19 protein-coding genes and 1 tRNA gene are annotated in these 21,372 nt (G+C 45.8%); 5 read left to right on the forward strand and 15 right to left on the reverse strand.

Features of this window, described 5'->3' with window-relative positions; translation table 11 throughout:
• Nucleotides 1-4 precede the first annotated feature (4 nt).
• From AB4405_RS05065 to rpsU, 13 genes are all read right to left on the reverse strand, one after another.
• Nucleotides 5-880, reverse strand: a complete 876-nt coding sequence (locus AB4405_RS05065) for a BadF/BadG/BcrA/BcrD ATPase family protein (RefSeq protein ID WP_372059885.1) — start codon at nucleotides 878-880, stop codon at nucleotides 5-7.
• Nucleotides 873-2,600, reverse strand: coding sequence for a glycoside hydrolase family 9 protein (locus tag AB4405_RS05070; protein ID WP_372059886.1), 1,728 nt, complete (start codon nucleotides 2,598-2,600; stop codon nucleotides 873-875). The genes AB4405_RS05065 and AB4405_RS05070 overlap by 8 nt, the downstream gene beginning before the upstream one ends.
• 90 nt (nucleotides 2,601-2,690) lie before the next feature.
• Nucleotides 2,691-3,683 carry an ABC transporter ATP-binding protein gene (locus AB4405_RS05075; RefSeq protein ID WP_102469817.1) on the reverse strand — a complete coding sequence of 331 codons (993 nt, stop codon included), beginning with the start codon at nucleotides 3,681-3,683 and terminating at the stop codon, nucleotides 2,691-2,693.
• Nucleotides 3,684-3,731: 48 nt separating this feature from the next.
• The gene (locus AB4405_RS05080; protein WP_102469818.1) at nucleotides 3,732-4,721 is read right to left on the reverse strand and encodes an ABC transporter ATP-binding protein; all 990 of its coding nucleotides are present in this window, start codon (nucleotides 4,719-4,721) and stop codon (nucleotides 3,732-3,734) included.
• A gap of 2 nt (nucleotides 4,722-4,723) precedes the next feature.
• The gene (locus AB4405_RS05085; protein WP_372059887.1) at nucleotides 4,724-5,749 is read right to left on the reverse strand and encodes an ABC transporter permease; all 1,026 of its coding nucleotides are present in this window, start codon (nucleotides 5,747-5,749) and stop codon (nucleotides 4,724-4,726) included.
• A gap of 2 nt (nucleotides 5,750-5,751) precedes the next feature.
• Entirely contained in the window at nucleotides 5,752-6,738 is a 987-nt protein-coding gene (locus AB4405_RS05090) for an ABC transporter permease (RefSeq protein WP_372059888.1), read from the reverse strand.
• 153 nt (nucleotides 6,739-6,891) lie between these two features.
• Entirely contained in the window at nucleotides 6,892-8,574 is a 1,683-nt protein-coding gene (locus AB4405_RS05095; protein WP_372059890.1) for an ABC transporter substrate-binding protein, read from the reverse strand.
• Nucleotides 8,575-9,530: 956 nt separating this feature from the next.
• Nucleotides 9,531-9,869, reverse strand: coding sequence for a HopJ type III effector protein (locus AB4405_RS05100; protein WP_372059891.1), 339 nt, complete (start codon nucleotides 9,867-9,869; stop codon nucleotides 9,531-9,533).
• 691 nt (nucleotides 9,870-10,560) lie between these two features.
• Nucleotides 10,561-10,636, reverse strand: a tRNA-Ile gene (locus AB4405_RS05105).
• A 142-nt stretch (nucleotides 10,637-10,778) separates the two neighbouring features.
• Nucleotides 10,779-12,629, reverse strand: coding sequence for an RNA polymerase sigma factor RpoD (rpoD, locus tag AB4405_RS05110; protein WP_102469832.1), 1,851 nt, complete (start codon nucleotides 12,627-12,629; stop codon nucleotides 10,779-10,781).
• Between the two features lie 97 nt (nucleotides 12,630-12,726).
• Nucleotides 12,727-14,484 carry a DNA primase gene (gene dnaG / locus AB4405_RS05115; protein WP_102469833.1) on the reverse strand — a complete coding sequence of 586 codons (1,758 nt, stop codon included), beginning with the start codon at nucleotides 14,482-14,484 and terminating at the stop codon, nucleotides 12,727-12,729.
• A gap of 105 nt (nucleotides 14,485-14,589) precedes the next feature.
• Nucleotides 14,590-15,033 (reverse strand): GatB/YqeY domain-containing protein, encoded by a 444-nt coding sequence (locus AB4405_RS05120; protein ID WP_102469834.1) that lies wholly within the window; start codon nucleotides 15,031-15,033, stop codon nucleotides 14,590-14,592.
• A gap of 27 nt (nucleotides 15,034-15,060) precedes the next feature.
• Nucleotides 15,061-15,276 carry a 30S ribosomal protein S21 gene (gene rpsU, locus AB4405_RS05125; protein ID WP_001145625.1) on the reverse strand — a complete coding sequence of 72 codons (216 nt, stop codon included), beginning with the start codon at nucleotides 15,274-15,276 and terminating at the stop codon, nucleotides 15,061-15,063.
• Between the two features lie 232 nt (nucleotides 15,277-15,508).
• On the opposite strand from rpsU, the gene tsaD reads away from it, so the two are divergent.
• The gene (gene tsaD, locus AB4405_RS05130) at nucleotides 15,509-16,528 is read left to right on the forward strand and encodes a tRNA (adenosine(37)-N6)-threonylcarbamoyltransferase complex transferase subunit TsaD (RefSeq protein WP_372059892.1); all 1,020 of its coding nucleotides are present in this window, start codon (nucleotides 15,509-15,511) and stop codon (nucleotides 16,526-16,528) included.
• Between the two features lie 217 nt (nucleotides 16,529-16,745).
• A complete protein-coding gene (locus tag AB4405_RS05135) occupies nucleotides 16,746-17,561 on the forward strand; it encodes an alpha/beta fold hydrolase (RefSeq protein WP_372059893.1) in 816 nt (271 codons plus the stop codon).
• 26 nt (nucleotides 17,562-17,587) lie between these two features.
• Here the strand turns inward: AB4405_RS05135 and plsY are convergent, their stop codons facing one another.
• The gene (gene plsY, locus AB4405_RS05140) at nucleotides 17,588-18,184 is read right to left on the reverse strand and encodes a glycerol-3-phosphate 1-O-acyltransferase PlsY (RefSeq protein WP_372059894.1); all 597 of its coding nucleotides are present in this window, start codon (nucleotides 18,182-18,184) and stop codon (nucleotides 17,588-17,590) included.
• A gap of 105 nt (nucleotides 18,185-18,289) precedes the next feature.
• On the opposite strand from plsY, the gene folB reads away from it, so the two are divergent.
• The 3 genes from folB (at nucleotide 18,290) to AB4405_RS05155 (ending at nucleotide 19,994) form a co-directional block, all read left to right on the forward strand.
• A complete protein-coding gene (folB, locus tag AB4405_RS05145; protein ID WP_102469838.1) occupies nucleotides 18,290-18,649 on the forward strand; it encodes a dihydroneopterin aldolase in 360 nt (119 codons plus the stop codon).
• The gene (gene folK, locus AB4405_RS05150; RefSeq protein ID WP_372059895.1) at nucleotides 18,646-19,128 is read left to right on the forward strand and encodes a 2-amino-4-hydroxy-6-hydroxymethyldihydropteridine diphosphokinase; all 483 of its coding nucleotides are present in this window, start codon (nucleotides 18,646-18,648) and stop codon (nucleotides 19,126-19,128) included. The genes folB and folK overlap by 4 nt, the downstream gene beginning before the upstream one ends.
• A 62-nt stretch (nucleotides 19,129-19,190) precedes the next feature.
• Nucleotides 19,191-19,994 (forward strand): undecaprenyl-diphosphate phosphatase, encoded by an 804-nt coding sequence (locus tag AB4405_RS05155; RefSeq protein ID WP_372059896.1) that lies wholly within the window; start codon nucleotides 19,191-19,193, stop codon nucleotides 19,992-19,994.
• A 118-nt stretch (nucleotides 19,995-20,112) separates the two neighbouring features.
• Here AB4405_RS05155 and AB4405_RS05160 read toward each other — a convergent pair whose 3' ends face one another.
• On the reverse strand, nucleotides 20,113-21,342 hold the full coding sequence (locus AB4405_RS05160) for a multifunctional CCA addition/repair protein (protein ID WP_372059897.1): 1,230 nt from the start codon (nucleotides 21,340-21,342) through the stop codon (nucleotides 20,113-20,115).
• Nucleotides 21,343-21,372: the final 30 nt, after the last annotated feature.

Raw genomic sequence — 21,372 nt, forward strand, 5'->3', positions numbered from 1 at the left:
CCATTTAATATAGATTGTGCTGGCGTTGACCCGCCATCATCAGTGCCCCATCCATCGCGTCACCTTGCGGTTCGACTATCCAGCACTGCGCCTTTGGTGATAACCAATCATGGATGCGTTGTGCGATGCTGCCCATTAAACAGATACGCTGTGCACCTTGTTGATTCAATGCTGACAGGTACATCTCAATATCGTCAGCGGTGTGTTGAAGTAACGATTTTCCTAGCTCCTCGTTGAGCAATGCATAGTCGAAAATAGCGGGTGAAAATTGCCCATAATCACAAGGCAATGCCGTTTTGGACCATTCCACAATGCGATCGACATCGTGATCAAAATGACTCATAACCAGATCGGCCAGTGGAGACGGTGGCTTGATACCATCTTGAATTAGCAACACCTCTTGTATAAGGCGAAGCCCCATGATGGCACCGCCACCCTGATCTGAGATTGGAAACTCTCTACCACCCACAACAAACTGCTGGCCGTCCTTTAGCAATATTCCACATGATCCTGTGCCTGCAATCATGATCGCGCCATCTTGACCACGGTGTGCACCTAAGCACGCTCCGTATGCATCAGTATTAAGTGTCAGGCTGGCAAAGGGGTGTTCAGTGCTCATAAAGGCTTGATATGCCGCTTTATGTTCTGCCCCCGCGAGCGCTAAACCAACATGAACCTGAGACAGCGCATCGCGATTTAAGCCGCCTTGAACGAGAGCGGCTGTAACGGCTTTTATGACCGCAGACATCGCCACATCCGCCCCTAGCATAATATTGGCACTACCACTTTTTCCTTCGCCAATGCGTTCACCCTGTTCGGTTAGGATTCGTGCTCGACACGATGTACCACCGCCGTCGATACCAGCGATAAATTTAGGCATGGGAACGCTCCTTGAGGTGGTAGTGCTGATGAGTGAGCGCCGCAGCCAACAGGAACCAAGCCGCGTGTGGGATCCACTGTTCTCCCCAGCGCCAGTTTTGTAGCATGTCATCTTTTTGATTTGGCGGATTAAAGGCAATGTCGCCTTCATTATCGAATCCAGCGGTGATGCCGTTACAAATGCCGCCATGAGCATTAAAAAAGCCGAGGTTAGCCAAATACTCAGGGTTATTGTGGCCATGCCCGTCTAACATGCACATGTCGTAAGGGTTAGCGCCTAGAATCCAGTTCATGGCGTTAGCGGCGTAGTTTTCAAGCTCTTCTTTTAACGCTGAATTATCGAGTTGAGATTGCACGGTAAGCGCCATCGTAGCTAAAGACGCAAGACGGGCGTTTTCCCCTTGCCACCAATATCCAGATTCGTTGTTGTGAGGAATAAAGAAAGCGCTGCGTTTTACACCATCGATTGGTTTTGTGTATTGGCGAGGGTAGCCAAATGGGTTAAACACCTCTTGAGTGATGGTAAGTTCGAATTGACACGCTTCTTGTATGAGCTGAGTAAATCGCTTGGCTCGAGAGGCATCATCTTCTATTAGTACATACTCATTAAGTGCGATAACCGGTAACCCAGCTTCTGCGGCATGATAATAAGGACGAGAACCGTCCGTATTGCTTGACCAGTAGAATGCATACTGCTCATCGTGTGCGGCGCGCTTTGCGAGCGCCTCTGCCCAAGACCTTGCTTCCGTTAGATACTGTTTTTGGTTGGTTGAGCGATACAGTTCAACGCTGGCTAATAGCGCGCAGTACTCGTCGATGATGTTTTCGATGCCATCATCGAGGTAGTGTGTATTGTATTGTTTGAGGTGGGCATAACCCGCTTCGGCCGCGGCTAAAAATTGTTGGGCCTTGTCTGGTGCCACGTTGGCGATGAGACTCGCTTTCGCTAATGCAGCAATCGACATCCCACCACCTTGGCGAAAGCCAGCCTGATAGTCCGACTTTTTGTGCCCAAGCTGTGTCTCATAGGCGCAGATTTCGCGTTGCTCTGTGTCTTTACTCCATTTATCAAACACCGTCATGTAGAAGTAACCATCGGGGTGCTGCATGCGAAGCAAAAATTCAGCCCCAAAACGCGCTTCTTCATGCACTCTTGTTTGAACAAAAGAGTGCGCCAAGCTGTCGCGTAAGACCTCTTCGGCTTTAAGCAGATTCCACACCACCATTGGGGTTTGTTGAGGATTGAGATAATTGGCGTAGGACAAATGACTTAAGTACTTACTTACATCACCTGAGGCGTCATACCATCCTCCATGAACATCAATGCGTTCGTGGCTATTGACCACTTTCGCTGCGCGGTCTGCGTCATCAAAGATACTGCCACTGCATCGCTGGGATTTGAAATAATGGATGATGTCTGAAAAGGCACGATCCATAAGCTGGTGGTCACCAATTTTAAAGGTGTGTGAGTAAGCCGATTGGTAGCTGAGATAATACTCGCCAGGTAACTGACACTCGCTAAAATCAATCTCAAAAAAGTACCCCTGATGCCAGTTATCAACGCGAGAACCTCCTGATAAAGGGATCTCCAAAATCCTGGCGTGGCTTGTTGCGTTGATTAAAAAAGCACTGCCGATTTCGGTGAGCGCATCCTCAGACATAAGGACCGCACATTTAGTGCCTGTTGCCTGATAACCAATGTGGTTTGTTAAAAATTGCATGATGTGTCCCAGCCAGCCGTGTCACTAGGCCCCGTGTATGAGCAGGCCCAATGATTGGTTTTTGTCGTAATTAGCTTTTGTATAAATAAATTAGTTTTCGTATAAGTAGCAGCGTACAAAGTGGTTTTCAGCCAGTTTGGTGACGCTTGGTAAGGCTTCTGAGCAGCGCTTGGTCGCGTGCGCACAACGTCCAGAAAAAGGGCAGCCGATGGATTGAGGTGTCCATAATGGGATTTCACCTTTATTGCCTTTTAGCTTTTCGTGGATAGATTTAGCGGGATCGGGTACCGCGGAAACCAAGAGTTGTGTGTAAGGGTGTTGAGGGTTAGCGATGACCTCATCGGTATCCCCCCATTCCACCATATGACCGACGTACATCACGGATATGTCCTCTGCGATATAGCGAGCAGTGGCAATATCATGTGTGATGTAAAGCAAGGACATTTGCTTCTCGAACTTCATCTCTTCCATGAGGTTCAAAACCCCTGCGCGAATAGAAACATCGAGCATGGATGTTGGTTCATCGGCTAAGACGACTTCGGCACCAATCGCAATGTTTCTTGCGAGGTTGACACGTTGACGTTGCCCACCAGAAAGTTGATGCGGATATTTAGCGGCTGTTTCTTTCGCAGGAATCAATCCAACTTGCTCAAGCAAGTCATAGATACGTTCTTCCAGCTCTTTTTTATTGCGCTTGTTGACCTTGTTATGGATCAGCAAAGGGCGCGCAATGTGGTGGAAAATGGTGTGGGTAGGATTGAGTGATCCAAACGGGTCTTGCCACACCATTTGTACACCTTGGCGATACTGAGTCAGCTCAGCTCGTTTAGTAATATCTTGTATATCACGGCCACGATATTTAATTTCACCACCACTTGGTGCATACATTTTTGCGATCATCTTGGCGGTGGTTGACTTACCTGAACCCGACTCGCCAACAACGGCCAGACCACGACTCTTATACATCTTGAATGACACGTCATTAATGGCACGCATCATTGGTTGAGACAGTGTATTGCTGTTAATTGGAAAGTCTTTTACGACGTTGTTGCCTTCAATTAGCAGTTCACCATAGTTGCTCATATTCATCTCCAGAAATGGTATTGTGGCTTATTTTTTACTGGTGGCTGTCTATGACAACGCTTCAGTGACCGCGATATGTTCGCCGTATAAATGACAGTTTGAGAAGCGATTCGCTTCTATCTGACGCAGCTGAGTAGGTATCTTGGTACAGGCCTCATGCACGCGTTCACAGCGAGCTTGGAAGCGGCAACCTTGTGGGATTTCCAGCAGGTTAAGTGGATTACCAGGAATACCAGTTAGCTTTGTCTTAGGTCCCGTCAATGGAGGAAATGAACTTCCCAGCCCTTTGGTATAAGGATGGTAAGGTGATTCTAATATTTGCTTTGAGGGTGCTATCTCGATCAGTTCACCGGAATACATGATCCCGATACGGTCGGAGAACTCCACCATCAATGAGATATCATGGGTGATGAATAAGATAGAAAAGCCAAACTCTTCTTTCAGGGCGTATATCTTCTGTAAGATCTCGCGCTGCACGACCACATCTAACGCTGTTGTAGGCTCATCCATAATGATCATTTTTGGATTGAGCGCGAGCGCGATGGCAATAACAAGACGCTGACGCATGCCGCCAGAAAACTGGTGGGGGTAATCATTCAGTCGACTTGGATGAATATCGACGATCTCAAGCAGCCCTTCAGCACGTTTCTTCGCTTGCTGGCGTGTCATGTTGGTATGGCGCATGATGACATCGCAAAATTGCTCTTCGATGGTGAGTACTGGATTTAGCGCATTCATGGCGCTTTGAAATACCATCGACATCTCGCTCCAACGAAAAGTCTGCATGCGCTCATCACTGTACTGCAAGATATCTTCACCGTTGAAAATAACCTGCCCTGAGCTGATATAAGCGGGCGGCTTGTGTAAGCGCATGAGTGAGAATGCAACGGTTGACTTGCCACAGCCTGACTCCCCAGCAAGGCCAAAGACCTCACCCGGTGCGATATCGAAACTGACGTTATTACAAGCTCGTACATCACCGGCATCGGTAATGTAATCGACGCAAAGGTTGCGGATTGAAATTAGTGGATTAGGCATCATTAACGGTCTCCGCTCCAAAGTGCATTCTGTGGTGGAAGTTCAGGTTCACGAGTATCTTTGTCTTGCTTAGCGAGTTTTTTCCAACGCTTCATACCTTTGTGAGAACGAAGTTGCGGGTTGGCAATCTCATCAACAGCAAAGTTAAGCAGCGCTAAACCAGTCACGAGGAGTATCAGAGCAAAACAAGGTGCGAGCATTTCCCACCACGCGCCAATCAACATCGCCGATGAGGTTTGAACGTTGTAGAGCATGATGCCCCAGCTGACAGTATTCGGATCGCCCATCCCTAAGAAAGAGATGATGGCTTCCATTGAGATCGCATACATGACGGAACCGATGAAGCTCGCGCCAACAATCGAGATTAGATTCGGGAGTAGCTCAACAAAAATAATACGCAGTCTTGATTCCCCAAGGACTTCCGCTGCTTTTACAAACTCTTTTTCGCGTAGTGAAAGTGTTTGTGAGCGAATAACCCTTGCCCCCCAAGCCCAGGACATAAAGCCTATCACCAGAGAAATGGTTAATGGTCCGGCTTCGCCGATAAAGGCGGCGACCACAAATAATAAAGGGTACTGAGGAATAACCAGCATGATATTCATGGCAGCTGTTAGTACATCGTCGACTTTTCCACCAAAATAACCGGCTGAAATACCGATAACGGTTGCCAAAATGCATACGGTTAATCCAGCACCGAAACCCACCATTAAAGACACACGAGCGCCATAAACGACCTGTGACCAGACATCACGTCCCATACGTGTCGTGCCCAATGTGTGGTCGGCTTTTTTTGACATAAGCAGTGCTCGGCGATTGTCAGCCAGATTTTCAGCGACCCATCCATCCGGATTTTCTTGTGCCATTTTGACAACAAATCCAGGGTATTCATGAGGGTTTCCGGTGCGTTTATCTGGTGCATGCTTAGTAATTAATGGCGCTGCGATTGCCATGAATATGAATAAACCAACAATAATGAGTCCAATACGAGCGGTGGTATTTCGCCATACGAGAGAAAGGAATCCTTTCATAATTATTTGCCTCCTTTGCGTAGGCGGGGGTCAAGCACGACATACAACATGTCAGCGACTAAGTTAAAGAACAGCATAAAGAGCGTCATGATAAGCAGTTGGCCCTGTAGGACTTGATAATCACGAGCATGAATCGCGTTAAGCATGACACTGCCTAAACCGGGGTAGTTAAAGATGATCTCGATGATGAGTTGTCCACCAAGCGCCATGCCTAGAGACATAGAAAGTGCGGTGACACTTGGCAGCATGGCGTTTCGAGCCGCATAGTTGAAAACGACACGGTTTTCGCTTAAGCCTTTGCCTTTGGCCATCGTGATGTAGTCTTCGTTGAGCAGGTTAATCATGTTGTTACGCATGTTGACGAGGAAGCCACCAATTTGAATGATCGTTGCACAGATAAGGGGCAGAACGGCGTGATACAGCACGTCTTTAATGAATGCCCAGCTGGTCCAGTCGGGTGTGGTACCGGCGGTATAGGCATAACCGGTGGGAAACCACTTAAGGCCGATAGCAAAAATGAACAGTGCTAACATCGCGATAACGACCTGTGGAATTGCTTGAATAATCAGCATTCCAGGGGTGATAAAGGTGTCAAAGCGACTGCCTCGTTTCCAAGCTGCGAAGATACCCAGTACCGATCCTACAGAGAAAGACAGAACGACAGCACAACCAGCAAGAAACAGAGACCAGCCAAATGCACTGCCAAGTAAGCTGTTTACTGATAAGGGGAAAAACTGCACTGAGGTACCAAGCTCCCAGCTCAGAATGTTTTTCATGTAAGCGAGATACTGAACAAAGTAATTACCATCTACGAAGCCGAGCAACTCTTTCATTGCAGCAATTCGCTCTGGGGTAATTTGTACCGTAGTATGCGCGAACATCATGGTGACGGGGTCGCCAGGCATTGCGCGTGGAATAATAAAGTTGATAGTGGCCGCAACTAAAAGCGCCATACAATAAAAGGACAATCGTCTTAAAAAATAACCCATAACTTACACCTTGTTTACCCAGCATCTTACTTGCCGGTATTGCCGTCCATAACATTGAGACGAGCTATCCCCTGACGACAAACGCCACACATTCAATTGAATATAAAAAGGGGATGAAAGCGGTACGGAAGTACCGCTCTATTTACTGATGATTTATTTAACTGGCTTTAGGTCCAGTACGTGTAGCAAGCGCTCAGGGATACCAGCCCAGATATTTGGACGGCCTTGAGGGTTTTGCTCATTCCACCAACCTGTGTAGCGAGTGGTGTTATATTGGAACATGTAGGCGCCAGACATGACGGGTACTGTTACTTGATCCTGAGCGATGATTTTTTGAATACCGTGAGCGATCTTCATTTGCTCATCTTTATCAGCCGTTTTATAGAAGCTGCTTAGCAATGAATCTAGGTCTGAGTTTTGGTAAAAATGCATCGCAAAACGTGGCATACCATCACCGTGTTGCAGTGTTGAGTTGTACGCGCTGTTCCAATATGTGTAAGGGTCGGCACCATGGAAATAGTTGGTGTATGCGACGTCGTATGAACCCTCAAGCATTGATTGGTTGTAGACGGAGAAGTCAGGGGTACGAGCTTTCGCTTTGATACCAACCTCAGCAAGTTGCTCAACAGCAAGTTGTACCGTGTTGTTGAAATCAGTCCAACCATTTGGCGATTGAATCAACAGCTCAAAAGACTTACCTTCTGGCGTATCAACAAAGCCATCATTATTGACATCTTTAAAGCCCGCTTTTGAAAGCAGTGCTTTTGCACCCTCAACGTCATAAGAGTTATAACCCTTAAACTTATTATGTGTCGCTTCATCAGACCAAGCGGTAAAGGCATAGCCCAAGCCCGATGCGAAGTCGTTCACCGTGCCACCACCGTAAAATGCAATATCAATGATGGTTTGGCGATCAAGCGCCATTGAGAATGCACGACGGAAATCAACGTTGTTGAGTGCTTCATTTTTAACTTCATCTGGGTTCTTAAAGTTAAGCATGAACGCTTGTGTACCTGATGGCGGGTACCAGTAGTGATGATTAGGGCTTGCCGCAGCGTAGGTGCGGTCAATATCTGGAATAAATGATGACGTCCAATCCATCTCAGAGTTGACGACCTTACCTAAGAACTGGTCATTATTAGCAATCTGAGGGACGCGTAAACAATCCACTTCTAGGTTGTCGGCATCCCAGTAGTTCTCGTTGCGACATTGAACGTAAAGCTGGCCTGTAAAGGTATCGATCTCAGTAAATGGACCAGAACCGACAGGGTTTTCATTAGTAAACGTAGCTGGGTCTTTAATATCTTTCCAAACATGCTCAGGAACGACAGGGACCTTTACGATCTCATAAGGGACGTTTGAGTTGGCTTCAGTGAGATAGAATTTTACCTGATGGTCATTAAGCTTCTCGACTTTTTCTACCCAAGAGTTAATACCGCTTTGATCAAGCTCTGGTTTTGACTTAACAAGATTGAATGAGAAAAGAACATCGTCAGCGTCAAAACTTTCACCATCAGACCACTTCACGCCTTTACGAATGTCGAAGGTGACCGTCATTAGGTCATCTGACATTTCAAAGCCTTCTGCAAGACGGAATACCGGTTTATTGCCGTGCATTTCATTGAAGACAACTAAAGGCTCATAAATAAAGTCGGTGGTAGTATGTAGGTTTGTTGCACCCAAATATGGGTTGAAGTTACGAACAAAGGTATTGAACTCTTTCGGGTGAACCGTCAGTTCATTGCGCTCTGCCGCCGCTGCTACAGAGCTGAATCCGGTTACCGCTGTGGCAATCATTGCTGTCGCGAGTGCTGTTTTTTTAATATGCGCAAGCATAGCTATTCCTTACTATTTGCTTTTGTTTCACTGGGTAAACATTGGAGATTTACCCTCACGTTTTGCTAAAGCCTACCTCTTGTGTTTGTGTCCTGAAGAGTGGCCTGTAAGCCTTAGGCACTACTAGAAAACACCTTAAAGAAAGATTTATCAATTACGCTCTCCGTCAAAAACGTCCATTTTGGGCCTAGTGTTGTCAAAAACGTTAAAACCACAGCCTTTTGCTGGTTTTTTGAGCGATGAGATAGGGTGATATCAATCACATTCAATAATTTTATATTCTTGTTTGTTAGTGTTCACTACGGCTTTGTTCTTTTTTATTCAGTGCTTCGTGGTGTTTGTTGAAAATGGTGATGGTTGTCACGTTGAGAATTGACACGTTAATTTAACTTGATAATTAGTAATGGCAATTTGTTGTGATTGTGGTCGCAAACTGGTTATTTACTCCTGGTTTCGAGGCTGCAATTTGCAATTTTCATCCCTCTATTGCCTTGTCATGACACCAATAATATCACTTGTTTCGTATCGTACAAAAAGAGGCGTCAGGAAGCAGGATGGCATGTCAGGGGTAAAAAGGCGCTGTGGGGGCTGCCTAATTTCGAGCTAAGTGTTGGTCATCTTAATAGAATGGTTAAGCATTGCTTTACCGTGGTGAGAGGATGTCATGGTCACGAGTAAATGAGCTAATAGGTAGGGCGTTTGGAATAAAGGAGAGCACTCGAAGTCTTTCCGGCTTCGGTAGTTTACAACAAAGTCTCTGTCCAAAGGTGCGTCAGCGTATGATCTTTTTCAGGACAGAATAGGTTCTGGCATGTTATTGCTCTCAAAAAAATAACCGTCATCCCCTTGAAAAAGGGGATCTTCATCAGCGTGTTTGAGAGCCTAATATTGAAGACGAATTTTTAGCAGCTGGTTTGTACTAGCAAGTGTTTTTAACATTAAGTCTGTCAGAAGACTTACTTTGCTGTTAATGCGACTCCATCAAAATGAATGCCTACCCAACCGTGCTGAATGAAGTTACGAATGTTGGCATGATCGCTACCATTAGGGTGTTTTAAAACGTCGTCACGATAGAATTGACCAAAACAAGCGAGCGTTGATGATTCATCTAACCCTTGAGCCTGAGCAAAAGCAAAAATCTTACAAGACCCATTATTTTGTCCTGCTTGATTTTCGGTTTCTCCGTTTACGAAGCGGACTGGGTTAAACTTAAAATGCTCGTCAATAACTTGCATCGTTTGCTCAAACATGACTTCATTAGGCTTTGTAGCCAGTAACTCTAGAAATTTATCCATATTATGTTCTCCCTCGTGATTCATCAGAGCCCGTACTATATCATCAGGCCAATCGAAAGTGAGTAACAAGTAGAAAAAGTACTTGTTGATGGACAGTTACGTTCCTACAGTTTTATTTCGGCAGCTCGTTATTTACAAATTTGAACGGTTCAAAAACGTGTCAGCTCTGTCTTCGCTAGCGCAGAATGAAGTTTGGACTGTAACTGCTCCCACAAATAAAGACTAACCGTCACCCCTTGGAAAAGGGGGGGAGCTTCATCAGCGCGTCGTGAACAGCTTCCTAGTACTTGGTTTTCGTCAGCGCAGAATAGACTTTGGCATGTGACTGCTCCCACCAATCAAAATAACCGTCATCCCCTTGAAAAAGGGGATCTTCACCAGCGCGTAGTGAATTGGTTCTTAGCACTTGGTTTGTATTTCAAGTGAGTTGCTCGCTTTGAGTCATCTTTGTTTCCACAAGGATGATGACTTAACTTCGGTGGGTCATAGAAGAGTCGTCAGTCATTTATATTTCGCTTGAATGTCGATACTTCTTGAATGGTATTGTGCTAGAGCAAAGAGAAAACTCAATGCGTCTAATGATGAGATAAATCATTTGAGGTAGAAGAGGGTGAGCTTAGATTTTTTGCTATAGAAGAGCAGAAAAGCAAAAGGCCTGAGAAGCAATAATGCTCTCAGGCCTTTCTGTATTTGGTGGCCCCTCGCAGACTTGAACTGCGGACCAATCGATTATGAGTCGAGTGCTCTAACCACTGAGCTAAGGGGCCTTATAGGGAAGAGATTATAGGGGATGGTAGGCAAGCTGTCTAGACGTAAGCAGGGCTAATTGCGCTTGCTTTTTAATCACTTAAACCAATAGACACAAAAAAGGTGAGCTAGTGCTCACCTTTTGTCTGATTTATGCGGTTGTTACTCGTCTAGGAAGCTGCGCAGAGTCTCTGAGCGGCTAGGGTGACGAAGTTTACGCAGTGCTTTCGCTTCGATTTGACGAATACGTTCACGTGTTACGTCGAACTGTTTGCCCACCTCTTCAAGAGTGTGGTCAGTGTTCATATCAATACCAAAACGCATACGAAGTACTTTCGCCTCACGAGGAGTCAGACCCGCTAGAACATCTTTCGTTGCAACTCGTAGGCTCGTCATTGTCGCGGAGTCTAGAGGCAGCTCGAGAGTCGTATCTTCGATAAAGTCACCTAGATGCGAATCTTCGTCGTCACCAATTGGTGTCTCCATTGAGATTGGCTCTTTGGCAATCTTAAGAACCTTACGGATCTTGTCTTCAGGCATTTGCATACGCTCTGCCAACTCTTCAGGAAGAGGCTCACGACCCATTTCTTGAAGCATTTGACGAGAAATACGGTTCAGCTTGTTGATCGTTTCGATCATGTGTACCGGAATACGAATGGTACGTGCTTGGTCCGCGATTGAACGTGTGATTGCCTGACGAATCCACCATGTAGCGTAAGTCGAGAACTTATAACCACGACGGTATTCAAACTTATCAACGGCTTTCATCAAACCGATGTTACCTTCTTGGATTAGATCCAAGAATTGTAGGCCACGGTTGGTGTACTTTTTAGCAATCGAGATTACCAGACGTAAGTTCGCTTCAACCATCTCTTTCTTAGCACGACGAGCTTTCGCTTCACCGATAGACATACGACGGCTGATGTCTTTGATATTTTGTACTGAAAGTGACGTTTCTTCTTCGATAATATCCAGTTTTTGGATAGAACGACGAATGTCATTTTCGTAGCGACGAACTTTTTCAGCGTACGGCTTATCAGAGCTGAGTACTTCGTCAAGCCATGCGTCATTTGATTCATTGCCAGTAAAGAGGGCAATGAATGATTTTTTCGGCATTTTTCCGTATTCAACAGCCTGACGCATGATCAAACGCTCTTGAGTTCTTACGCGATCCATTGAGGTGCGTAGCTCTCTTACGAGGTGATCAAATTGTTTTGGTGTTAAACGGAATTCTTTGAAGACTTCTTGTACAAGGCCGTGAGACTTAGCCACTTGTGGGCTGTCGTATCCGAATTCGTTGATAACAAGCTGAAGGTCTTGGTAAGTGTTACGCAGAGCCGTGAACTTCTCTAAAGCAAGTTCTGGGTCAATACCTTGATCTTCTTCTTCCTCATCGTCCTCGTCAGAGTTGTCTTCGCCTTCTTTATCTTCGTCAGCAAGATCAGTTTCAGCAAGTTCTGAACCGATGTGTGTGGCGGTTGGCGCGGTTGTACCATCGTCATCAGGATCAACGAAGCCTTGAATGACATCGGTCAGGCGCAACTCTTCGGCTTGAACTTTATCAAACTGCTCAAGAATATAAGGAATAGTACCTGGGTACTCAGCAACAGAGGCTTGTACCTGGTTGATACCATCTTCGATACGCTTAGCAATATCGATTTCGCCTTCGCGAGTCAACAACTCAACAGTGCCCATCTCACGCATGTACATGCGGACAGGATCGGTGGTACGGCCAATTTCACTTTCTACGCTTGAAAGCGCGGCAGCAGCCGCTTCGGCAGCATCTTCATCGGTGATAGACTGTTCATCACTCAGTGCAAGGTCATCGGCATCAGGGGCAGTTTCTACCACCTTAATACCCATGTCATTAATCATCTGAATAATATCTTCTACCTGCTCAGAATCAACAATCTCTTCAGGTAGGTGGTCATTTACTTCTGCGTAGGTCAGATAGCCTTGTTCCTTGCCCTTGATGACAAGCAGTTTTAGCTGTGACTGCGGATTTTGCTCCATAGACGATATCCAACTTAGATCTAGTGAAGGGTTTAGTATGCGAAATGCAAACCGTTAATAGTAACAAATTTATTTATTGCTGACTAAACAAATAGGGTTACGCTTTTAAATCTAGCATCAAGGCCAGTAGCTCCCGTTTTTCATCGACTGATAAGCCGACGCTTCTTTCTTTAGCTTGCAGGTTTTCGATTTGTTGTTCCACGCATTGGGCTAAAATTCGGTCCAATGAGTCAATAAATACATCTTCTTGATTGTCATCGTCAACCTGGAGATCCCAGCTTGCGAGACGAGACAGAAGCGCCTCATTCTTAGTATTACGCCAATGTTCAAGCAGTTGACCTGTAGTCATATGGGGGTGTGCTTGACACTTATCAACCACTTCGCCCAATAAAATTAACCCAGGAAGTGATAAATCTCTCACTGTTGAGAGATCCGGTACCATTTGAGCATAGCTCGGATTTTGCAAAAGTAGAGCGATTACATCACGCATTGGTGTTCGTTTGATCACTTTTTGCGGTTGTGGTCGTGTTTCTACGTTGGTTTTGCGAGCGCGCCTGAGTTGATTATCAAAGCCTGTTCGTTCATCTAAGCGCTTTTCTAATAACTCCTGAAAGTAAATATCAGGAATTTTATTGATCAATTCGCTCGAAAGGGCGCGTAAGGCTGATTTTCCTTCATTCGACCCTAGATTGAGCTTGTTTAGCTCAATAAGGTTATCGAATAAATAAGAAGACAATGGTGTCGCGTTTTCAATTTGTTGCTCTAGTGCTTCTTTTCCGTACTTACGTACATAGCTATCAGGGTCTTCACCATCTGGCAAAAATAGAAACTTCAAGGTGTTGCCAGATTTTAGGTGTGGCAAGGCATTCTCAAGCGCTCGCCAGGCCGCGTCTCTACCGGCTCTATCACCATCATAACAACACACCACGGTGTTAGTTTGACGAAATAACACCTGCAGGTGATCGCCTGTTGTCGATGTTCCGAGCGAGGCTACTGAGTAATCAACGTTATATTGAGCTAGCGCAACCACATCCATATAGCCTTCAACCACGAGAATATGTGGTGGCTCACGGTAAGCTTGCAGGACTTCATACAAACCATACAGCTCTTTGCCTTTATGGAATATCGGTGTTTCGGGAGAATTGAGATACTTGGGCGTATCGTTACCAAGTACACGACCACCAAATCCAATTACACGACCACGTTTGTCCCTGATAGGGAACATGATGCGACCACGAAAACGGTCGTATCGATTGCCTTTGTCGTTTTCTATCAGCATGCCACCGGATACAAGCATATCCTGAGTGGCTTTTTGTTGGCCAAAATTCTTTCTTACGTTGTCCCATTCATCAGGTACGTACCCGATGCCAAACTTTTGAACGATTTCACCAGAGAGTCCACGACCTTTAAGGTATTCAATCGCAATTTTGTTGCTCGATACCTTGAGTTGATCTTTGTAGTATTGCCCGATAGCGGTCATGAGATCATACAAGGATCTTTTTTGTTCGCTGTTGGCCGTAGGCCCTTTGGTAAAGCCGCTTTTGCCGTTGGTTTGCTCTCTTGGGACCTCTAATCCTAGAGATGAGGCAAGTTCTTCTATTGCTTCTACGAACTCAAGACGATCGTATTCCATTAGGAAATCAATCGCGTTTCCGTGTACACCGCAACCAAAGCAATGGTAGAACTGCTTGTCTTGGCTGACACTAAATGAGGGCGTCTTTTCATTGTGGAAGGGGCAGCATGCGCCGTAGTTCTTACCTTGTTTTTTTAGTTTTACACGTGCATCAACGATGTCGACAATATCGAGTCGAGCAAGCAGGTCGTCAATGAAGTTGCGGGGGATGATTCCAGCCATAAAACCTTTTTACAAGAAAGAGATAACCCTTTTTACTAGAGTTGAGATACAAACAAGCCGTGCACTCCAGAGGATAGCACGGCTTGTTGCAATTCGATTGGGTGACTAAGCCAGTTTAGCGCGAACTAAACCACTTACTTTACCCATGTCTGCTCGGCCTTGAATCTGCGGCTTCAGCACGCCCATTACTTTGCCCATGTCTTGCATGCCAGCGGCACCAGATTCTGTAATAGCACTTGCGATAAGCGCGCTTACTTCGTCTTCGGTCAGTGGTTGAGGCATAAAATCCTCAAGAACCGTAATTTCAGCTTTTTCTGCATCCGCGAGATCTTGACGATTCGCAGCTTCAAATTGAGAGACAGAATCGCGACGTTGTTTAACCATTTTTGTCAGAATTGCAATAATGTCATCGTCGTTCAGAGTAATCCGTTCGTCGACTTCACGTTGCTTAATTGCTGACAGGGCTAAACGAATAGTGCCAAGGCGAGCTTTGTCCTTGGCTTTCATCGCAATCTTTTGCTCTTCTTTGAGTTGTTCAATAAGAGCCATAACTAAATTCCTCTTGGGACCTAGTTATTAGTACAGGCGAACGCGACGTGCGTTTTCGCGAGCTAGCTTCTTAGCGTGACGCTTTTGAGCTGCTGCTTTAGCGCGTTTGCGTACTGTAGTAGGTTTTTCATAGTGCTCACGACGACGCACTTCAGAAAGGATACCTGCTTTTTCGCAAGAGCGCTTGAAACGACGTAGTGCAACGTCGAACGGTTCGTTTTCACGTACTTTAACTACTGGCATATGCCTTTCACCTCAGGGTTTATCTGTTCATTAATGCTGGTGCTTTTGTTGTTAGCCCTAAGAAATTCCTTAGTTCTAATCGGTAAACCAGCTAAATCAAAAATGGTGCGGAATTTTAATCCGATCAGATGGGCTTTGTAAAGTGTTTTTCCGCTTATCTCTTGTACAAAATTTGTTTGAGAGGCGATGACGAGGTAATATTGCGCCAATTTCGAAATATGTCGAGAACATTATGCGCATTTTAGGTATTGAAACCTCTTGTGATGAAACGGGTATCGCCATCTATGATGACGAGAAAGGCCTGCTATCACATCAACTCTATAGCCAAGTCAAATTGCATGCTGATTATGGTGGTGTGGTGCCTGAGTTAGCCTCTCGTGATCACGTAAAAAAAACGATCCCATTGATCAAAGCGGCATTGGCTGAAGCGAATTTAACGCCAAAAGATCTTGATGGTGTTGCTTACACCTCTGGTCCAGGCCTTGTTGGTGCCTTGCTTGTTGGTACCACAATTGGTCGTAGTATGGCGTACGCATGGGGAGTGCCAGCGGTACCCGTGCACCATATGGAAGGGCATTTGTTAGCGCCAATGCTAGAAGATAACCCACCGCCGTTTCCTTTTATCGCGTTATTGGTATCTGGTGGTCATACCATGATCGTTGAGGTCAAAGGTATCGGTGATTATAAAATTTTAGGTGAATCCATTGATGATGCTGCGGGCGAAGCCTTCGATAAAACCGCAAAGTTGATGGGGCTTGAATACCCTGGTGGTCCGTTGTTGTCAAAATTGGCAGAAAAAGGCACCAAAGGTCGTTTTAAGTTTCCACGACCGATGACGGATAGACCCGGTCTGGATATGAGCTTTTCGGGTTTAAAAACCTTTGCTGCAAACACGATACGAGCCAATGACGATGATCCGCAGACTCGTGCTGATATCGCTTATGCGTTCCAAGAAGCCGTCTGTGATACGTTAGCAATAAAATGTAAGCGGGCACTAAAGCAAACGGGAATGAAGCGAATCGTGATTGCTGGTGGCGTGAGCGCAAACCAATTCCTACGTCAAGAGCTTGAGGCACTGGCCAAGAAGGTCGGTGGAGAGGTGTATTATCCTCGTACTGAGTTCTGTACGGACAACGGTGCCATGATTGCTTATGCTGGAATGCAACGGTTAAAGAATGGAGATATCGCTGATATGGCAGTAGAAGCCACACCTCGCTGGCCAATTGATCAGTTAACACCGATTAAAGATTAAATAGACGAGAGTGAGTTTATGACTCAAGTGGCTAGACATCATAGCCGCTTAATACTGTAGCAACTCAATACCGCAGTCACTCAATATTGTCATTCCCCCAAGGTTAGAATAAAGGTCACATCAGTGGCCTTTTTCAATAACAAATTTAAACAAAACACCTAAGGTTTGTTACTTTTAAAGCGTGCTATCTTAATAAAAAATATAGGGAATAAGAACAATGAAACAGTTTTCTATTGATGGCCAAATGATGGCGTATCAAGATATAGGCTCTGGCCCAGTTGTCGTTTTTGGTCACAGTTATTTGTGGGATAGTAATATGTGGGCACCGCAAATAGCCACCTTGAGTCAACATTATCGTTGCATTGTTCCAGATCTTTGGGCACATGGAGAGTCTGACTCAGCCCCAACGTCTATGCGCAACCTTACCGACTATGCTCAGCATATCGTGGCATTGTTAGATGAGCTCGATATCAATGAATTCTCTATTGTTGGTTTGTCTGTTGGCGGTATGTGGGGCGCAGAGTTGACCTCACTCGTCCCGTCTCGCGTGAAAAGCTTGGTCATGATGGACACCTTTGTCGGGCTTGAGCCTGAAGTCATGCACACTAAATACTTTGCGATGTTAGATACCATCACACAACTCAAAGCCGTACCTCAAGCGATCGTCGACGCCGTTGTGCCTATGTTCTTTGCGCAAGATGCTGTGAATAACACGCCACGGTTAGTCGAGGCATTCACCAGTCAACTCTCTAACTTGCAAGGTGAAGAGGCGGTCGAGGTTGCACGTATTGGCCGCATGGTATTTGGTCGACGAGACCTATGTGATGAGCTTGAGAAGTTCGCGTTACCAACATTGATTGCGGTGGGCGCAGAAGATAAGCCAAGACCAGTATTAGAGTCCTACTTGATGCAAGATTTAGTGTCAGGTAGCGAGTTGATGGTGATTCCAAGTGCAGGGCATATTAGCAACCTTGAGCAGCCCGATGTCGTAACCGCTAAGTTGCAAGAATTTTTAGCGCAGCACGCCGAATAGAGATCATTTTTCAGAAAAGGCACCGTTTACGGTGCTTTTTTTTGTCCAACTTTTGGCTCTGTGCCGTCAAATAGGCGACGAATATTTTGGTGATGGCGCAAAATGATGAGGCAACTCAACATCGCGACAGGGAGTGTAAACACCGGTCGTACCATCCAAGTGTAAAGTGGCGCGAGCATCACGGTTGTGATAGCAGCCAAAGACGAATAGCGAAAGATCAACGCAACAATCAGCCAAGTGCCAGTGATCAGCCCTGTGAGATCCCAACCGAGCGGAGCTATCGCTCCTAATGCTGTCGCGACCCCTTTTCCCCCAGTGAAATGAAAAAACAACGGATACATATGACCCAAGCATGCGGCAATCGCGATCACACCTAAAATGATAGGGTCGATATCTAGATAGTAGCCAATCCATACCGGTATCGTTCCTTTGAGCATATCGCACAGCAATACTGCGGCAGCGGCACTTTTTCCGCCTAGTCGTAAAACGTTGGTTGCTCCAGGGTTTTGAGAACCCACCGTTCTTGGATCGGGTAGGTGCAATAAGCGACAGATCAGCACTGCGCTCGACACGGAGCCGAGTAAATAAGCGATGATGATCATGGCGAGCGCTAACGGTGTCATTGCATACCTTTTCTCAAGAAATTATCAATAGGGACTGATATCATATCGGCAATAGTACGTTTTTTCCCAACAAATGGGTATCCGACCTCTAATAAAGGACAAATCATGGCATTGGACAAAGTATTTATTGAGCAGCTTGAAGTAATAACCACCATTGGTGTTTATGACTGGGAACAAGAAATTAAGCAGAAGCTGGTTTTAGATATTGAAATGGCACACGACAATGCGCCAGCAGGGAAGAGTGATAACGTAGAAGACGCGCTTGATTACTCTCAAGTGAGTACGGCAGTTATTCATCACATCGAAAGTGGGCGTTTTCTTTTGGTGGAACGTGTCGCAGAAGAGATTGCTGCATTGATTCAAACCCAGTTTTCAGTGCCGTGGGTTAAGATTCGTTTGACTAAACCAGGGGCAGTTGCACAAGCCAGCGGTGTTGGCGTTGTGATCGAAAGAGGTCAGGCATGACCATTGCCTATATTGGGGTTGGCTCCAATATTGATCGTAGAAAACACATTGTAGCGGCGTGCCGAGAGCTTGAATTATTGAGTCAAGATACGGCCTTTTCACCGGTGTACGCTTCTGAGTCCTATGGATTCTCAGGCAATGAATTTTATAATCTCGTGGTGCGAATAAAAACCTCACACACGGTGGCATCATTAAGCGCCGCACTGAAAGAAATTGAAGTGAAGTGGGGGCGAGAGTTAGGAGCCAAGAAATTTCAAAACAGAACATTAGATCTTGATATTTTACTGTTTGGAAATGAAATTTCACAAAAAAAACCGATTTTGCCACGAGAAGATATCTTTAAATATTCTTTTGTCATACAACCCCTGTATGATCTGGCTCCGGATCTAGTGATCCCTCAAGATGGTCGCACGGTGACGCAAATTTGGCAGGCTATGTCTGATCCCGTTGAACTTAGAACCATCGATCTTAACCTTTAATCAGTCTTACAGAGCACAGCTTTGCGGGCTGGACCGAAACGTTTTAGTGGTAGCAGTGAATAATGAGTTATTTTGAAGCCTTTATCTTAGCCTTGATTCAAGGGCTAACCGAATTTTTACCTATCTCAAGCTCGGCGCACTTAATCTTGCCTTCTGCCATTCTTGGCTGGGAAGATCAGGGACTTGCCTTTGATGTGGCGGTACACATTGGTACGTTGGTCGCCGTGGTGATCTATTTTAGACAAGAAGTGGTGACGCTGTTTAGCGCTTTGTTCGCTTCTATTTTTAAAGGTGAGCGAAGCAAAGAATCTAAGCTTGCCTGGATGATTGTACTGGCGACCATTCCGGCCTGTATTTTAGGATTGCTGATGAAGGACCTTATCGAACTGTACTTACGCAGTGCTTATGTGATTGCAACGACCACCATTATTTTTGGTTTGTTGTTGTGGTGGGTCGATAAACACGCGCAGCAAAATGCCGATGAATATCAGGCTGGTTGGAAGAAAGCATTGTTCATTGGTTTTGCGCAAGCGATGGCGATTATTCCGGGTACGTCTCGTTCTGGCGCGACAATTACAGCCGCTCTTTATCTGGGCTTCACACGCGAAGCGGCCGCTCGGTTCTCATTCTTGATGTCGATCCCAATCATTACTCTAGCGGGTTCGTATCTTGGTATGAAGCTCGTGACCGGCTCAGAGCCGATCCACTTTGGCTATTTGCTAACGGGGATGGTGGTATCATTTATTAGTGCATACATCTGTATTCATTACTTCCTAAAATTGATCTCACGAATGGGCATGATGCCCTTTGTTATTTATCGATTAATCTTAGGCTTTGGCTTGTTTGCGTTTTTGCTGATGGCGTAATGAATAAGGGTTGAGCACGTAGTTGTCCAATTACGTGCTCAACGGTTTCAATGCGCATCGCGCCTACTCTGTTCTATCCGTCTATATTATTGGTCTAAGAGTCTAAGAGTCCAAGACTTTAAGAATCTAAGGCTATTAGGGTTTGCTTTATTGCATCTGCACGGCGCTTATCCAACTCATCTTTGATGTCTTTACCTTGGAACCCATCGGCAATAATCGCCTGTACATTCACAGACAGCGCCGCTTGATAAGCCGCCCTCACTCGATCGGCTTGCGGGTATGGCATCATCTCTAATCCTTTGCGACCAAGGTGGTCGGCCTGGCAACAAAGGAGAATCTGCTCTAATTTAGCGGGTTTTCGCCAAACATCGAGTTGTGAGAATATCTTAATAAATGTTGTGGCTTTGAGTTCACTCGCTCTGTGAATATTTGAATGCTGAGCGCAGACCGCCACGGCAAGGTCACGGTAGTCATTGGGCACGCGAATACGTTGGCTAAGCTGCTTTATCAGTTTTTGTCCAGTATGACAGTGTCGCTTATGGCTCGGCCATTCCTCTTGTGGCGTGACACCTTTACCCAGATCATGAACTTGAGCCGCAAAACGAATGGTGGTGTCTTTAGTTAACCGGCTAGCTTGCTGCGTCACTAATAAGGTGTGTACACCCGTATCTATTTCAGGGTGCCACTTTTCAGGCTGTGGTACGCCAAAGAGGGCGTCGATTTCAGGCAATACCACACGCAGTGCGCCACAGTCTCTTAGTACGGTCAGAAATATTTCAGGATGGGGCGTGGATAACGACTTATGCCACTCTTGCCAAACTCGTTCCGGTGTCAGGTGAGCGAGTTCGCCATTTGATACAATGGATTGCATGAGGGACATAGTTTCTGGCGCAACCTGAAAACCAAGATGATGCAGTTTAGCTGCAAAGCGTGCAACGCGTAACACACGCAGCGGGTCTTCAACGAAAGCGGGCGAAACGTGTCGCAAGAGGCGCTGCTTTAGATCGATTTGTCCCTGGTAGGGATCGATAATATCACCTTGCTCGTTTTGAGCCATGGCATTAATGGTGAGGTCGCGACGAAGTAGGTCTTCTTCTAAGGAGACATCGGGAGAGGAAAAACACTCAAACCCAGTGTAGCCATGACCTGTTTTACGCTCCGTACGAGCAAGGGCATGCTCTTGTTTGTTCTTAGGGTGTAAGAAGACAGGAAAGTCTTTACCCACAGACTGAAAACCTGCGGTGAGCATTTGTTCTGGTGTGGCTCCAACCACAACCCAGTCTTTGTCATATACCTCAAGGTTGAGTAAGTGGTCACGTACCGCACCACCAACAAGATAGACTTGCAAATTGGCTCCCCTTTTTCACACTTTGCCGTT

It is taken from the genome of Vibrio sp. 10N.261.51.F12 (assembly GCF_041471725.1).
Taxonomy (GTDB): domain Bacteria; phylum Pseudomonadota; class Gammaproteobacteria; order Enterobacterales; family Vibrionaceae; genus Vibrio.